Raw genomic sequence first — 15027 nt, 5'->3', positions numbered from 1 at the left:
TCAAGAGTTTTTGCTTTAAATGTGAGCAATAAAATCGGAAACTAACAGAATAGATTAGGTCAGAATTTGACAGAAGTTCTTATTTTTCTTATAATGCAGATGGAGAGGTGGTAGGATGAAAAAATTATTGATTTTAGGTACTGTAATTACTGTTAGTGCTTTTTTAGCTTCATGCTCCAATAAGTCGCAAACAGCAACCGAAGAAAGTTCGACTGCGGTTGTTAGTTTTTCTAGCAGTCAGGAAACGAGTAGCTCTAGTTCTGCCGTTTCTGAAGCGAAAAAGGAAGAGACGCAAATCATCGGTTCGAATGAATATGGATTTGTCAAGGTACCCAAATCATGGGTTCGATTCCATGAAGTAGAAGGTGGAAATGATATACAGTATTGCGATGGAACAGATATCAACATTGTTACGCTGAATACCTTCAAGGCTGAGCAGTTCAATATCAGCGAAGAAGAATATGCTAAACTGGGTGTTGTGACTGTCTCATCTAGTATTTTAACTTCCAAAGAAGAAAGCTCTGATTTCAGTAAGGTCTGGGGCTCCAAATCGACCATTGGAGGTTATGAAGCCTATGTTGTCAATGCAATTGCTAAGTCAGGGAAATACCTCATTACCTGGGTTTTCAGATCAAATGATGGTAAAATCCGCTATGTTTCACTTGAAGGGGATGGGGAAACTTTAAAAACAATCTTACCGATGATTGAAAGTAGCTGGTCAACTACTAAATCTGAATAAATGAAAAAAGAAGATCCTTGGTCTTCTTTTTATTTTTTTTACGAATAGATAGATGAGTAGAAAAAGAAATGGAGTTGTATATGAAGATCACAAACTATGAGATTTACAAATTGAGAAAAGCTGGGCTGACCAATCAGCAGATTTTAACTGTTCTTGAGTACGACGAGACTGTAGATCAGGAGCTCTTGCTAGGTGAAATTGCAGAAATTTCAGGTTGTCGTAATCCTGCTGTCTTTATGGAACGCTATTTCCAGATAGATGATGCACAGTTGGAGAAGGAGTTTCAGAAATTTCCATCCTTCTCGATTCTTGATGACTGTTATCCTTGGGATCTGAGTGAGATTTATGATGCTCCAGCGCTCTTGTTTTATAAAGGAAATCTAGACCTGTTGAAATTTCCAAAGGTTGCTGTTGTAGGGAGTCGTTCATGTTCTAGTCAGGGAGCAAAGTCGGTCCAGAAAGTCATTCAAGGTTTGGAAAACGAGTTAATCGTGGTCAGTGGTTTAGCCAAAGGGATTGATACGGCTGCCCATATGGCTGCACTCCAGAATGGAGGAAGAACAATTGCAGTGATTGGAACAGGATTGGATGTTTTTTATCCCCGAGCCAATAAACGTTTGCAGGAACACATTGGCAATCACCATTTGGTACTTAGCGAGTACGGTCCAGGTGAAGAACCCTTGAAATTTCACTTTCCAGCTCGTAATCGAATCATAGCAGGACTGTGCCGTGGTGTGATTGTAGCAGAGGCAAGGATGCGTTCAGGGAGTCTCATCACCTGTGAGCGTGCCATGGAGGAAGGGCGTGATGTCTTTGCCATTCCAGGGAACATTTTAGATGGCCATTCAGATGGCTGTCACCACCTGATTCAAGAGGGAGCAAAGCTGATTTCCAGTGGTCAAGATGTGCTGGCTGAGTTTGAATTTTAAGAATAAATTTGTTCACTCAGATAAACTTTTCTTCTATATATAGGACTTAGGTCTTGACAGCTATAGAAAAATGGTTTACACTTTATAAAGTTTATTACTTTGAAAAGGTGTGATAGTGTGGCTACGGCAACAAAGAAGAAAAAATCAACAGTTAAAAAAAATCTAGTCATCGTGGAGTCGCCTGCTAAAGCGAAAACGATTGAGAAATATCTAGGCAGAAATTACAAAGTTTTAGCCAGTGTCGGGCATATCCGTGATTTGAAAAAATCCAGTATGTCTGTTGACATTGAAAATAACTATGAACCGCAGTATATCAATATCCGAGGCAAGGGTCCTCTCATCAATGATCTGAAAAAAGAAGCCAAAAAAGCTAATAAAGTCTTTCTGGCGAGTGACCCGGACCGTGAAGGAGAAGCGATTTCCTGGCATTTGGCTCATATTCTCGATTTGGATGAGAATGATGCCAACCGTGTAGTCTTTAATGAAATCACCAAAGACGCAGTAAAAAATGCCTTTAAAGAACCTCGTAAGATTGATATGGACTTGGTCGACGCGCAACAAGCTCGTCGTGTCTTAGACCGCTTGGTCGGGTATTCAATTTCGCCAATTTTGTGGAAAAAGGTCAAGAAGGGCTTATCAGCAGGACGCGTGCAGTCAGTTGCCCTTAAGCTCATCATTGACCGTGAAAATGAGATCAATGCCTTCCAACCGGAAGAATACTGGACAATTGATGGTGTTTTTAAGAAGGGAACCAAACAATTTCAGGCTTCTTTCTATGGTATGAATGGCAAAAAGATGAAATTGACCACTAATGAAGAAGTCAAAGAAGTCCTGTCCCATTTGACTAGCAAAGATTTCACAGTAGACCAGGTAGATAAGAAAGAACGCAAACGCAATGCGCCCCTACCCTATACGACTTCAACCATGCAAATGGATGCGGCTAACAAAATTAATTTCCGTACTCGAAAGACCATGATGGTGGCTCAACAGCTCTATGAAGGGATCAATATCGGATCAGGTGTGCAAGGTTTGATTACCTATATGCGTACAGACTCGACTCGTATTAGTCCAGTAGCTCAGAATGAAGCGGCAAGCTACATTAACGACCGTTTTGGTAGCAAGTATTCCAAGCATGGTAGCAGGGTCAAGAATGCCTCAGGTGCTCAAGATGCCCACGAAGCCATTCGTCCATCTAGTGTCTTTAATACACCTGAAAGCATCGCTAAGTACTTGGACAAAGACCAGCTCAAACTTTATTCCCTTATCTGGAACCGTTTTGTGGCAAGCCAGATGACAGCTGCTGTCTTTGATACCATGGCTGTTAAGCTTTCTCAAAATGGGGTTCAGTTTGCGGCAAATGGAAGCCAAGTTAAGTTTGATGGTTATCTTGCTATCTACAACGACTCTGACAAGAACAAAATGTTGCCAGATATGGTTGTTGGAGATGTGGTCAAGCAGGTCAATAGCAAGCCAGAACAACATTTCACTCAACCACCTGCTCGCTATTCAGAAGCGACTCTTATCAAGACCTTGGAAGAAAATGGAGTTGGACGCCCGTCAACCTATGCTCCGACCATTGAAACCATCCAAAAACGTTACTACGTTCGTCTGGCTGCTAAACGTTTTGAACCGACAGAACTGGGAGAAATTGTCAATAAACTCATTGTTGAATATTTCCCAGATATCGTAAACGTGACCTTCACAGCTGAAATGGAAGGGAAACTGGATGATGTTGAAGTTGGGAAAGAGCAGTGGCAACGGGTCATTGATGCCTTTTACAAACCATTCTCTAAAGAAGTAGCCAAGGCTGAATCTGAAATGGAAAAAATCCAGATCAAGGATGAGCCAGCTGGATTTGACTGTGAGGTTTGTGGCAGTCCGATGGTGATTAAGCTCGGTCGTTTTGGTAAATTCTATGCATGTAGCAATTTCCCAGACTGCCGTCACACACAAGCGATTGTCAAAGAGATTGGAGTCGAGTGTCCAAGCTGTCATCAAGGACAAATCATTGAACGCAAAACCAAGCGCAATCGTATCTTCTATGGTTGCAATCGTTACCCAGAATGTGAATTTACTTCCTGGGATAAACCAATTGGACGTGATTGCCCAAAATGCGGACACTTCCTTGTGGAGAAAAAGGTCCGTGGTGGTGGCAAGCAGGTTGTATGTAGTAATGGCGACTACGAAGAAGAGAAAATTAAATAACACGAAGAGTCCTGAAAATAAATTTCAGGCTCTTTTTACTTGAAGCTTGACAAATTTCCTCACTTTGTGGGAAACTAGTAGAAGATTATTTCAATTAGGAGAAGACATGCGTATTATTTACCTAAGTATTGGCTTTATTTCACTGGCTTTAGCTGTTATTGGAGTTGTCCTACCACTTTTACCAACAACTCCCTTTCTTTTGTTAGCTATCGCTTGCTTTTCAAAATCTTCTAAGCGTTTTGAAGACTGGCTTTATCACACCAAGCTCTATCAGACTTATGTAGCTGACTTTCGTGAAACCAAGTCTATCGCGCGAGAACGAAAGAAAAAAATCATCGTATCTATCTATATCTTGATGGGAATTTCTATTTATTTTGCCCCTCTTTTGCCAGTCAAAATCGGTCTGGGAGCCTTGACTATCTTTATCACCTACTATCTCTTTAAAGTCATTCCTGACAAAGAATAGATAAAAATAGTAGTTATTTGCCTTGATAAAAATGAAAGGATATTTAAAATAATATGATATAATAAATTTAAAGAAAACATCAAGGAGAATCAAATGATTTACGAATTTTGTGCTGAAAATGTGACCTTGCTTAAAAAAGCTATGCAGGCTGGAGCTCGTCGAATCGAACTCTGTGATAATTTAGCAGTTGGCGGGACAACACCAAGCTATGGAGTAATCAAGGCAGCAGTTGAATTGGCAGCTAACTACGATAGCACCATCATGACCATGATTCGTCCCCGTGGTGGCGACTTTGTCTATACTGATCTTGAAATAGCCATCATGCTAGAAGACATTCGTATAACTGCTCAAGCAGGTAGCCAAGGGGTCGTCTTTGGTACTTTAACTGCTGATAAGAAGTTGGACAAGGATAATCTTGAGAAGCTGATTGCTGCATCAAAAGGAATGGAAATTGTCTTCCACATGGCCTTTGATGAATTGAGCGAAGAAGACCAGTTGGAAGCCATTGACTGGCTCAGCCAAGCTGGTGTCACTCGTATCTTAACTCGTGCTGGAATTTCTGGGGACTTGCTAGAGAAACGTTTTGATCACTATCACAGAATTTTGGAACATGCAAAAGGTAAAATTGAAATTTTACCTGGTGGTGGGATTGACTTGGACAACCGTCAAACCTTTATCGACCAGCTGGGCGTGACACAACTTCACGGTACCAAGGTTGTCTTTTAAAAAATAGAAAGGAACTGCTAGCTTTTGGTAGCAGTTTTCACTTATGTTTGAAATTTTTAAATCCTATCAGTTTAATAAAGAAAAAGCTAATGCCTATGGTTTTGTAGAAAATGGAGAAGTCTGGACCTATAGTTGCCAGATTTTGCAGGGTGAATTTTTCGTGACAGTCTCCATCACTCCTGATAATGTGAGTTTTCAGGTCTTTGATAAGGAGACTGGTGACCTCTATCCTCAAGTTCACATGGAAAGCATGAGGGGAAGTTTTGTCGGAAGTGTCCGTGAGGCTTGTTTGGAGATTCTTTACCAGATTCGGAATGCTTGCTTTGATGTGCAGGATTTTATCTGTCCTCAGACTAAGCGTATCATGGCTCAAGTTCAGAAAAAGTATGGTAATCGATTGGAGTATTTGTGGGAAAAATCGCCTGATACAGCTGTATTGCGCCATGAAGACAATCAAAAGTGGTATGCTGTTTTGATGAGAATCCCATGGGATAAGCTGGAAAAGGGAAGAGAAGAACTAGTCGAAGCAGTCAATATCAAACACGACCAAGTAGCGGATTTACTTTCACAAAAAGGCATATATCCTGCCTTTCATATGAACAAACGTTACTGGCTTAGTCTGGCGCTTGATGATAGTTTGCAAGATGAAGAAGTGTTAGAACTTATCGAAAGAAGTTGGAACTTGACCGTGAAAAAATAAAGAAATTCGCTTGAGTTTTCAAACACTTTCAATTAGCAAAATATTCTTTACTGAAGAAATTTTCAGAAAATATTGGATTTTTTCTTGACAAGAGATTTTTCCTATGCTAAAATACTTAACAAGACATCAAACGAAGGAGAAAGTCAAACATGAAAACAGCTAAGTTTAATCAATTTGCTTTGTTGTTGAGGTACTCGGGCTAGTGCAGAAGCATTAGTCCTGTTTGGCTTACCAAGCGGGAGTAAATCAACATCTCGCTTGGGCTTCTGAGCGAGATGTTTTTTTAAAACCATATTTGGAAAAGGGGAAATCTTATGCGTAAAGTTGAATTTTTTGATACAAGTCTTCGTGATGGGGAACAAACACCTGGTGTTAACTTCTCAATAAAGGAAAAAGTTTCCATTGCAAGACAGCTGGAGAAATGGGGAATTTCTGTAATTGAAGCTGGTTTTCCTGCTGCTAGTCCAGATTCATTTATAGCTGTTCAAAAAATTGCTAGAGCCATGAAAAAAATAGCAGTGACAGGATTAGCTCGTTCTGTAAAATCTGATATTGATGCTTGTTATGAGGCTCTTAAGGATGCCAAGTATCCACAAATTCATGTCTTTATCGCTACCAGTCCGATTCACCGCAAGTATAAACTCAATAAGAGCAAGGAAGAGATTTTAGAAGCTATTAAGGAGCATGTTTCTTATGCACGTTCTAAGTTTGAGGTTGTCGAGTTCTCTCCTGAAGATGCGACTAGAACAGAGTTGGATTTCCTCTTACAAGTCGTTCAAACAGCGGTCGATGCAGGTGCATCTTATATCAATATCCCTGACACAGTTGGCTTTACGACTCCAGAAGAGTTTGCACGCATCTTTGATCACTTGACTGAAAATATTAAATCAGATCATAAAGTTGTCTTTGGTGTTCACTGTCACGATGATCTCGGTATGGCAACTGCAAATACTTTGACAGCAATTAAACACGGCGCTGGACGTGTCCAGGGAACTATTAATGGTATCGGTGAACGCGCAGGTAATGTTGCTCTTGAAGAAGTAGCTGTTGCTTTGAAGATTCGTGAGGATTTCTTCCAAGCAACTAGTGATATTGTTTTGGATGAAACAATGAATACGTCTGAAATGGTTTCTCGCTTCTCTGGTATTCCAGTTCCTAAAAACAAGGCTGTCGTTGGTGGCAATGCCTTCTCTCATGAATCGGGTATTCACCAAGATGGAGTCCTTAAAAATCCTCTTACTTATGAGATCATCACACCTGAATTGGTCGGTGTTAAGAGTAATAGCCTTCCGCTTGGTAAATTGTCAGGTCGCCATGCCTTTGTTGAAAAACTAAGAGAACTGGCCCTAGATTTTACAGAAGAGGATATCAAACCACTCTTTGCTAAGTTCAAGGCACTAGCGGATAAGAAACAAGAAATCACAGATGCAGATATTCGAGCTCTGGTAGCTGGAACAATGGTTGAAAATCCAGAAGGCTTCCACTTTGATGATCTACAACTTCAAACCCATGCGGACAATGACATCGAAGCGCTCGTTAGTCTAGCCAACATGGATAATGAGAAGGTCGAATTCAATGCGACAGGACAAGGCTCTGTTGAAGCGATCTTTAACGCTATCGATAAGTTCTTTAACCAATCTGTCCGCTTGGTGTCCTATACCATTGATGCTGTGACAGATGGAATCGATGCCCAGGCTCGTGTTTTGGTCACTGTTGAAAACAGAGATACAGAAACCATCTTTAACGCAGCAGGTCTTGATTTCGATGTATTGAAGGCTTCGGCTATTGCCTACATCAATGCCAATACCTTTGTTCAAAAAGAGAATGCAGGTGAGATGGGGCGCAGCGTTTCCTACCGAGACATGCCTAGTGTGTAAAGGAGAAGGCTATGACAAAGAAAATAGTAGCACTAGCAGGGGATGGAATCGGTCCAGAAATTATGGAAGCTGGTTTAGTAGTTCTGGAAGCTCTAGCTTCAAAAACAGGTTTTGACTATGAGATTGACAGATGCCCCTTTGGGGGTGCAGGTATTGATGCTGAGGGACATCCCTTACCTGATGAAACCCTCAAGTCATGTAGAGAAGCAGATGCGATTCTCCTAGCGGCTATCGGTAGTCCTCAGTATGATGGAGCAGCGGTTCGGCCTGAACAAGGCTTGCTGTCTCTTCGTAAGGAACTCAATCTCTATGCCAATATTCGACCTGTAAAGATTTTTGACAGTCTCAAGCATTTGTCACCACTCAAACCGGAACGAATTGCTGGTGTAGACTTTGTCGTGGTACGTGAGTTGACAGGGGGGATTTACTTTGGGGATCATATCCTTGAAGAGTGCAAAGCGCGTGATATCAATGACTACAGCTATGAGGAAGTGGAGCGGATTATTCGTAAGGCCTTTGAAATTGCAAGAAGTCGCAGAAAAATCGTTACTAGTATCGATAAGCAAAATGTTCTAGCGACATCAAAACTCTGGCGAATAGTGGCTGAGGAAGTTGCGCAGGATTTCCCAGATGTAACCTTGGAGCACCAGTTGGTGGACTCAGCTGCCATGCTCATGATTACCAATCCTGCTAAGTTTGATGTCATCGTGACAGATAATCTCTTCGGAGATATCTTATCTGATGAATCGAGTGTTCTATCAGGAACACTTGGTGTCATGCCATCAGCTAGTCATTCTGAAAAAGGTCCAAGTCTTTATGAACCTATTCATGGTTCGGCACCTGATATTGCAGGTCAAGGAATTGCCAATCCTATTTCCATGATTTTATCAGTTGCCATGATGCTGAGAGATAGTTTTGGACGTTATGAGGATGCAGAGCGTATCGAGCGTGCTGTTGAAGCTAGTTTAGCAGCTGGCATTTTAACAAGAGATATTGGAGGACAGGCTTCGACCAAGGAAATGACAGAAGCCATCATTGAAAGATTATGAAGATAAATGAAGGAATCACGCTTGCCCTCTTGATTTGGAATTTGCTGATTTTCTTGATTTATGGCATTGATAAATCCAAGGCAAGGAGAAGAGTTTGGCGCATCCCAGAGAAAATCTTACTCATTTTAGCCCTTGCTTGTGGTGGTTTTGGTGCCTGGTTGGCAGGAATCACCTTTCACCACAAGACTAGAAAATGGTATTTTAAAACAGTTTGGTTTCTCGGGATGGTGACTACACTAGTAGCCTTATATTTTATTTGGAGGTAATGGATGGCAGGAAAATCGATTTTTGATAAATTATGGGACCGTCATGTCATCACAGGAGAAGAGGGGCAGCCCCAACTCATGTATGTGGACCAGCACTATATCCACGAGGTGACCAGTCCTCAGGCTTTTCAAGGCTTAAGAGATGCAGGACGAAGATTGAGACGACCAGACTTGACATTTGGAACCTTTGACCACAACGTCCCGACGGTCAATATCTACGATATTCGAGATGTTATTTCCAAGGCACAAATTGATAAACTGGCTGAAAATGTTGAAGAGTTTGGAATTGAGCATGCGGCTCACGGTTCTGAAAAGCAAGGTATTGTTCATATGGTTGGTCCAGAAACAGGTCGAACCCAACCAGGAAAGTTCATCGTCTGTGGAGACAGCCATACAGCAACCCACGGAGCTTTCGGAGCCATCGCTTTTGGAATTGGGACCAGTGAAGTTGAGCATGTTTTTGCTACCCAAACCCTCTGGCAGGTCAAACCCAAGAAAATGTTGGTAGAATTCACTGGTGTCCCTCAAAAAGGAGTTTATTCCAAGGATTTCATTTTAGCCTTGATTGCTAAGTACGGCGTTGCTTGTGGTGTTGGTTATGTTGTGGAATATCGTGGACAAGCTATTGATGCATTGAGCATGGAAGAACGAATGACCATCTGCAATATGTCCATAGAGTTTGGCTCCAAGATGGGCATTATGAATCCGGATCAAACAACCTATGATTATCTCAAGGGACGCGAATGTGTTCCAGAGGACTTCGAAGAAGCAGTGGCGGACTGGAAAACAATTGTCAGTGATGAGGATGCTGTTTACGATAAGGTTATCCGGATGGATGTCTCAGATTTGGCTCCTATGGTGACTTGGGGAACCAATCCTGCTATGGGGGTTGACTTTGACAGCAGTTTCCCAGAAATTAAGGATATGAATGATGAGCGAGCCTATAATTACATGAATTTGCAGCCGGGTCAAAAGCCCGCGGATATTGAACTAGGTTATATCTTTATCGGTTCATGTACCAATGCTCGGCTCAGCGATTTACAGCTGGCTGCGCGATTTGTCAAAGGAAAGAAAATTGCTCCTAATCTAACAGCAATCGTGGTTCCGGGCTCTCGTCCAGTAAAACGAGCTGCTGAGAAGTTGGGCTTGGATAAGGTTTTCTTAGATGCTGGCTTTGAGTGGCGAGACCCAGGTTGCTCTATGTGCCTAGGGATGAATCCTGACAAGGTCCCTGATGGGGTTCACTGTGCCTCAACCAGTAACCGCAACTTTGAAGACAGACAGGGATTTGGTGCTAAAACCCATCTCTGCAGTCCAGCCATGGCAGCTGCAGCGGCTATCGCAGGGCGCTTCGTAGATGTTCGGCAAATGCCAGAGGCCCAGTAAGGAGAGGATATGGAGAAATTTACAGTTTATACGGGAACGACCGTTCCTCTCATGAATGATAACATCGACACCGACCAAATCCTACCCAAGCAGTTTCTCAAGTTGATTGATAAGAAAGGCTTTGGCAAGTACCTCATGTATGCTTGGCGTTATCTGGACGATAACTACACTGAGGACCCAGACTTTGTCTTTAACCGACCTGAATATCGTAAAGCTAGTATTCTCATTTCAGGGGATAACTTTGGTGCGGGGTCTTCGAGGGAACACGCAGCTTGGGCTCTAGCTGACTATGGTTTTAAGGTCGTGATTGCAGGATCTTTCGGGGACATTCATTACAATAATGAACTCAATAATGGCATGTTGCCTATTGTTCAGCCTAGGGAGGTTAGAGAAAAGCTAGCCCAACTCAAACCGACCGATCAGGTAACTGTGGACTTGGAACAACAAAAAATCATCTCACCAGTTGGAGAATTCACTTTCGAAATTGATAGCGAATGGAAACACAAGCTCTTAAATGGTTTGGATGATATCGGAATTACTTTGCAGTATGAAGACTTGATTGCTGCCTATGAAAAACAACGTCCAGCCTACTGGCAGGATTAGAAAAATAGAAAAGGAAATAGAACTATGACAAAACACATTCAATGGAACGGAACACTTTCTCAAGAAGGCTATGACATTTTAAAAGGTGAGGGCGGATGTATCGTTTGCCCTACAAAAGTTGGTTACATTATCATGACTAGCGATAAAGCAGGACTTGAACGCAAATTTGAAGCCAAAGAGCGTAACCGTAACAAACCAGGTGTTGTACTTTGTGGTAGCATGGATGAGCTTCGCGCTTTAGCACAACTCAATCCAGAAATTGAAGCCTTCTACCAAAAACATTGGGATGAAGATATTCTCCTTGGTTGTATCCTTCCTTGGAAACCAGAAGCTTTTGAAAAACTTAAAGCATACGGTGATGGCCGTGAAGAACTTATGACAGACGTTCGTGGTACAAGCTGTTTTGTTATCAAGTTTGGTAAAGCTGGTGAACAGTTGGCTGCTAAACTTTGGGAAGAAGGTAAAATGGTCTATGCCTCATCAGCTAACCCATCTGGTAAAGGAAACCGTGGTAAGGTGGAAGGTATCGGTCAACGTATCGAAGGAGCAGTGGACCTTGTCATCGAAGCAGACGACTATGTGGCATCTATCCAACCTGACAAAACGATTGAAACTCGCTACGAGCAAGGTGTGATGGTATCTATGGTTGATAAAGATGGTAAGCTCATCCCAGAACAAGGAGGAGACCGTTCAATCTCACCAGCACCAGTCGTTATCCGCAAAGGGCTTGACATTGATAAAATCATGATGCACCTGTCAGATACCTTTAACTCATGGGACTACCGTCAAGGTGAGTATTATTAAGATTGAAAAGAAGTCTAGTGTTCAGAGACATTGAAGCTCCTAACACTGGGCTTTTTCTTTAGAATTTCTTTTCTTTTTCTATGGGATATGATATTCTATATGTGAAATAGGATTTTGAAATATTAAATACTAACTAGCCTATAATATGAAAATGGAGCTACAAAATGGAAGAAAAATTAAATTATTGGATGATAGTTGCAGGAGGAGGTGGAAAAGTTTGGTCTTTATTCAAAGAAGAGAATATAGCTTGTATAGATTTCGATTCTAATTTATCTAATATTTTAGATTACAATAATCCTGAAGAATTGAAGCAAGGAAAGCGGAGCAATTTATTTATTTGGAAGTTTGCACATGACATAAAAATAAATGATTATATAATAGCTACCTCAGGATTTAACAAAATTTTAGGTATTGGACAATGTGTGAAAACATATTACTTTGATGAAACAAAAACAGAGTTTAAACATTGTATTGGTGTTAATTGGTTGAAAGTAGATGGTGGATGGGAATACCAAGGTAAAAAAGGTACAAGACAAACCATCAACTGGGATAGAAATTCAGAACGTATCAATTTATATAAATCCATTCTAAATGGTACATACAGAAAAAATATAGAGAAAGTTGTTATGAATAAAAATATTGACGATTATTTAGATAAATTAAGAAAATCCAAAAACCTCATCCTCCGCGGTGCTCCTGGCACAGGAAAAACTTATCTTGCTAAAGAAATTGCTATGGAGTTAACGGGTGGCAACGAAGACCAAATCGAATTTGTACAATTTCATCCATCCTATGATTATACTGATTTTGTAGAGGGGTTGAGACCTGTATCAAATGGTGATGGATCTATCGAGTTTAAGCTAGAAGATGGTATTTTTAAGAAGTTTTGTCAGAAGGCTAAAGAAGCTCAGAAAACTGGAGGCCAAGATAATTTTGAGGAAGCGTGGGATCTTTATCTTGAATATGTAAATAGCAGAGATGAAAAAGAATATTTGACAGAATTTTCCTATCTCACAGTAAATAGTAGAAATAATTTTAATATCAATTATGAAACTAAAGCCCAAGGAACTTGCTTAACAAAATCTTATGTTTATGAACTCTATAAAGATGGAAAATATCTGAAACAGCCCTATTATCGTAATCAAGGAAAAAAAGTCCTAGAAACTTTAAAGAAAAGATTTGGTCTGAAAGATTATGTTTCCCCAACAGAAATTGATACTGATAAGAAATTCGTCTTCATCATCGATGAAATCAACCGTGGGGAGATTTCTAAGATTTTTGGCGAGCTCTTTTTCTCTATAGACCCTGGTTATCGTGGTGAAAAGGGAAGCGTTTCTACCCAGTATGCTAATTTACATGAGACGGATGACAAGTTTTATATTCCTGAGAATGTCTACATCATCGGAACAATGAATGATATTGACCGTTCAGTAGATACCTTTGATTTTGCTATGCGTCGTCGTTTCCGCTTTGTTGAAGTTACTGTTGAAAGTCAAGTTGCTATGTTAGATAAAGAACTGGGTATCCATGCAGAAGAAGCAAAACTTCGTCTTAGAAATTTGAACGCTGCTATCGAAAACGTTCAGGAGCTAAACAGTCATTATCATATCGGACCAAGTTATTTCCTTAAGTTGGAAGAAGTGGACTTTGACTATGAATTACTCTGGTCTGATTATATTAAGCCTCTCCTAGAAGACTACTTGCGAGGTTCTTATGATGAGGTTGAAACTTTGGAAACTTTGAAAAAAGCATTTGCACTGACAAATAATGATCAAAATGGTCAGCAAGATACTGGTGATAATGATGCGGATAACTGATAATCAGCATAGAATTGCTAAAGAAGACTTTGCCACAGAATATCCCAACCTTAGTCAAGCACTTCTTGATAGAACACTAGATAACCTTTCTCGAGAGGACTGTATCTTTATATTTCCAAATGACCTGCAATATTCTCCTGATTTAGACAAGGACCAAAAGATTTTTGAAACAGTTAATCAGGAAATCAAGACAGGAAATGTAATTGGTTTTCTTGGATATGGTCAGGAAAGATTAACGATTTCCTCTCGTTTTTCTGATGGAAGTAACGACCATTTTTTGCATTATCTTTTACAAAAGGTTCTCAATATCAATCTGACTAGTTTGGATGTTGGTCTATCTCCAGAGGATAAACTCTATCAGCTTTTGATTTACCTCTTTCCCAAATATCTGCAAGCTGCTCTCCGAAAAGGTCTTTATAAGGAATACCAGCGATTTTTCCATAACGATAGTCATGTAAAGGGTGTACTAGATGTTGGAAATCATCTGAAAAAAAATCTCCCTTTTATGGGAAATATTGCCTATACCACTAGGGAATTTACCTATGATAATCCACTCATGCAGTTGATTCGGAATACGATTGAGTACATAAAGAATCAGAAAAGTTTCGGAGTTCTGCTCGATAGTAATCGTGAAAATATGACAGAAATTACTCGTGTAACTCCAGCTTATAAACTAGCTAATCGTGCCAAGATTATCAGAATGAATAAAATCAAACCCATCCGACACGCCTATTTCAGAGAGTATAGAAAATTACAGGAACTCTGCTTGATGATTCTGAGTAGAGAAAAGCATGGTCTTGGACCTCAAGCCCAGATGGTACATGGTATTCTCTTTGATGTTGCCTGGCTTTGGGAAGAGTATGTTTACAGCTTGTTGCCAAAAGGTTTCATCCATCCACGAAATAAAGATAAGACGAACGGAATTTCAGTATTTTCTGTTGGGAAACGAAAAGTATATCCAGATTTTTATGACAGAGAACGAAAGATTGTTCTAGATGCAAAATATAAAAAACTGGAGTTCACTGAAAAAGGAATTAACCGCGAGGACTTGTTCCAGCTGATTTCCTATTCTTATATTTTAAAAGCTGAGAAAGCTGGACTGATTTTTCCTAGTATGGAGCAGTCAGTAAATAGTGAAATAGGAAAACTAGCTGGCTATGGAGCTCAATTGAAGAAGTGGTCTATCCAAATCCCTCAGAATGCCTCATCCTATAGTGCATTTTGTAAAATGATGGAAAATTCAGAAGAAAATTTTAAAGCGATTATTGATGAAGAAGTGCGGAGAAAGTAATCTCTCCACTTTTTTGCTATTTATATAAGTGATTTCCGAACGATATAATGTGATTATTACAAATATTTGACAAAAACTGTACTTTGGTTTATAATAAATCAAGGAAACGTCGGGAAAAGGCGTAGGGATGCGCAAGCATAGGTAGGTCATTATAAAAGAAACGAGACAT

Annotated in this window: 14 protein-coding genes; all 14 read left to right on the top strand. The window is 40.4% G+C overall.

All coding sequences use genetic code 11. The features are described from left to right. The first annotated feature begins 115 nt into the window (after window positions 1-115). The 14 genes from MK396_RS06015 (at window position 116) to MK396_RS05950 (ending at window position 14858) form a co-directional block, all read left to right on the top strand. Window positions 116-739 (top strand): hypothetical protein, encoded by a 624-nt coding sequence (locus MK396_RS06015; RefSeq protein ID WP_268723988.1) that lies wholly within the window; start codon window positions 116-118, stop codon window positions 737-739. An 80-nt stretch (window positions 740-819) separates the two neighbouring features. Beyond that, window positions 820-1668 (top strand): DNA-processing protein DprA, encoded by an 849-nt coding sequence (gene dprA, locus MK396_RS06010; protein ID WP_268723987.1) that lies wholly within the window; start codon window positions 820-822, stop codon window positions 1666-1668. Window positions 1669-1785: 117 nt separating this feature from the next. Continuing rightward, window positions 1786-3873 carry a type I DNA topoisomerase gene (gene topA / locus MK396_RS06005; protein ID WP_268723986.1) on the top strand — a complete coding sequence of 696 codons (2088 nt, stop codon included), beginning with the start codon at window positions 1786-1788 and terminating at the stop codon, window positions 3871-3873. Between the two features lie 106 nt (window positions 3874-3979). Further along, window positions 3980-4339, top strand: a complete 360-nt coding sequence (locus MK396_RS06000) for a YbaN family protein (RefSeq protein ID WP_007516860.1) — start codon at window positions 3980-3982, stop codon at window positions 4337-4339. A 93-nt stretch (window positions 4340-4432) separates the two neighbouring features. Continuing rightward, window positions 4433-5065, top strand: a complete 633-nt coding sequence (locus MK396_RS05995; RefSeq protein WP_268723985.1) for a copper homeostasis protein CutC — start codon at window positions 4433-4435, stop codon at window positions 5063-5065. Window positions 5066-5108: 43 nt separating this feature from the next. Continuing rightward, window positions 5109-5765 (top strand): MmcQ/YjbR family DNA-binding protein, encoded by a 657-nt coding sequence (locus MK396_RS05990; protein WP_268723984.1) that lies wholly within the window; start codon window positions 5109-5111, stop codon window positions 5763-5765. A 314-nt stretch (window positions 5766-6079) separates the two neighbouring features. Beyond that, window positions 6080-7642, top strand: coding sequence for a 2-isopropylmalate synthase (locus tag MK396_RS05985; protein WP_268723983.1), 1563 nt, complete (start codon window positions 6080-6082; stop codon window positions 7640-7642). 11 nt (window positions 7643-7653) lie between these two features. Next, window positions 7654-8691 carry a 3-isopropylmalate dehydrogenase gene (gene leuB / locus MK396_RS05980; protein WP_268723982.1) on the top strand — a complete coding sequence of 346 codons (1038 nt, stop codon included), beginning with the start codon at window positions 7654-7656 and terminating at the stop codon, window positions 8689-8691. After that, window positions 8688-8957, top strand: coding sequence for a DUF1294 domain-containing protein (locus MK396_RS05975; protein ID WP_268723981.1), 270 nt, complete (start codon window positions 8688-8690; stop codon window positions 8955-8957). Before leuB ends, MK396_RS05975 begins: the two co-directional genes overlap by 4 nt. Window positions 8958-8960: 3 nt before the next feature. Further along, window positions 8961-10343: a 3-isopropylmalate dehydratase large subunit gene (gene leuC, locus MK396_RS05970; protein WP_268723980.1), complete on the top strand. Its 1383-nt coding sequence runs from the start codon at window positions 8961-8963 to the stop codon at window positions 10341-10343. A gap of 9 nt (window positions 10344-10352) precedes the next feature. Beyond that, window positions 10353-10946: a 3-isopropylmalate dehydratase small subunit gene (gene leuD / locus MK396_RS05965; protein ID WP_000410640.1), complete on the top strand. Its 594-nt coding sequence runs from the start codon at window positions 10353-10355 to the stop codon at window positions 10944-10946. A 24-nt stretch (window positions 10947-10970) separates the two neighbouring features. Beyond that, window positions 10971-11750 carry an L-threonylcarbamoyladenylate synthase gene (locus MK396_RS05960; protein ID WP_084849756.1) on the top strand — a complete coding sequence of 260 codons (780 nt, stop codon included), beginning with the start codon at window positions 10971-10973 and terminating at the stop codon, window positions 11748-11750. 164 nt (window positions 11751-11914) lie between these two features. Continuing rightward, window positions 11915-13567, top strand: a complete 1653-nt coding sequence (locus MK396_RS05955) for an AAA family ATPase (RefSeq protein ID WP_268723979.1) — start codon at window positions 11915-11917, stop codon at window positions 13565-13567. Beyond that, window positions 13554-14858, top strand: coding sequence for an McrC family protein (locus tag MK396_RS05950; RefSeq protein WP_268723978.1), 1305 nt, complete (start codon window positions 13554-13556; stop codon window positions 14856-14858). Before MK396_RS05955 ends, MK396_RS05950 begins: the two co-directional genes overlap by 14 nt. The last annotated feature ends 169 nt before the right edge of the window (window positions 14859-15027 follow it).

It is taken from the genome of Streptococcus oralis (assembly GCF_026782235.1).
Lineage (GTDB): Bacteria > Bacillota > Bacilli > Lactobacillales > Streptococcaceae > Streptococcus > Streptococcus oralis_CC.
Note: the sequence above shows the minus strand (reverse complement) of the source record. Positions and strands in the feature narration are given on the sequence as shown.

Bases quoted from the DNA above. Each gene is read 5' to 3' on its own strand.
- MK396_RS06015 (WP_268723988.1), top strand. From the start codon at position 116: ATGAAAAAATTATTGATTTTAGGTACTGTAATTACTGTTAGTGCTTTT.
- dprA (WP_268723987.1), top strand. From the start codon at position 820: ATGAAGATCACAAACTATGAGATTTACAAATTGAGAAAAGCTGGGCTG.
- MK396_RS06000 (WP_007516860.1), top strand. From the start codon at position 3,980: ATGCGTATTATTTACCTAAGTATTGGCTTTATTTCACTGGCTTTAGCT.
- MK396_RS05995 (WP_268723985.1), top strand. From the start codon at position 4,433: ATGATTTACGAATTTTGTGCTGAAAATGTGACCTTGCTTAAAAAAGCT.
- MK396_RS05990 (WP_268723984.1), top strand. From the start codon at position 5,109: ATGTTTGAAATTTTTAAATCCTATCAGTTTAATAAAGAAAAAGCTAAT.
- MK396_RS05985 (WP_268723983.1), top strand. From the start codon at position 6,080: ATGCGTAAAGTTGAATTTTTTGATACAAGTCTTCGTGATGGGGAACAA.
- leuB (WP_268723982.1), top strand. From the start codon at position 7,654: ATGACAAAGAAAATAGTAGCACTAGCAGGGGATGGAATCGGTCCAGAA.
- MK396_RS05975 (WP_268723981.1), top strand. From the start codon at position 8,688: ATGAAGATAAATGAAGGAATCACGCTTGCCCTCTTGATTTGGAATTTG.
- leuC (WP_268723980.1), top strand. From the start codon at position 8,961: ATGGCAGGAAAATCGATTTTTGATAAATTATGGGACCGTCATGTCATC.
- leuD (WP_000410640.1), top strand. From the start codon at position 10,353: ATGGAGAAATTTACAGTTTATACGGGAACGACCGTTCCTCTCATGAAT.
- MK396_RS05960 (WP_084849756.1), top strand. From the start codon at position 10,971: ATGACAAAACACATTCAATGGAACGGAACACTTTCTCAAGAAGGCTAT.
- MK396_RS05955 (WP_268723979.1), top strand. From the start codon at position 11,915: ATGGAAGAAAAATTAAATTATTGGATGATAGTTGCAGGAGGAGGTGGA.
- MK396_RS05950 (WP_268723978.1), top strand. From the start codon at position 13,554: ATGCGGATAACTGATAATCAGCATAGAATTGCTAAAGAAGACTTTGCC.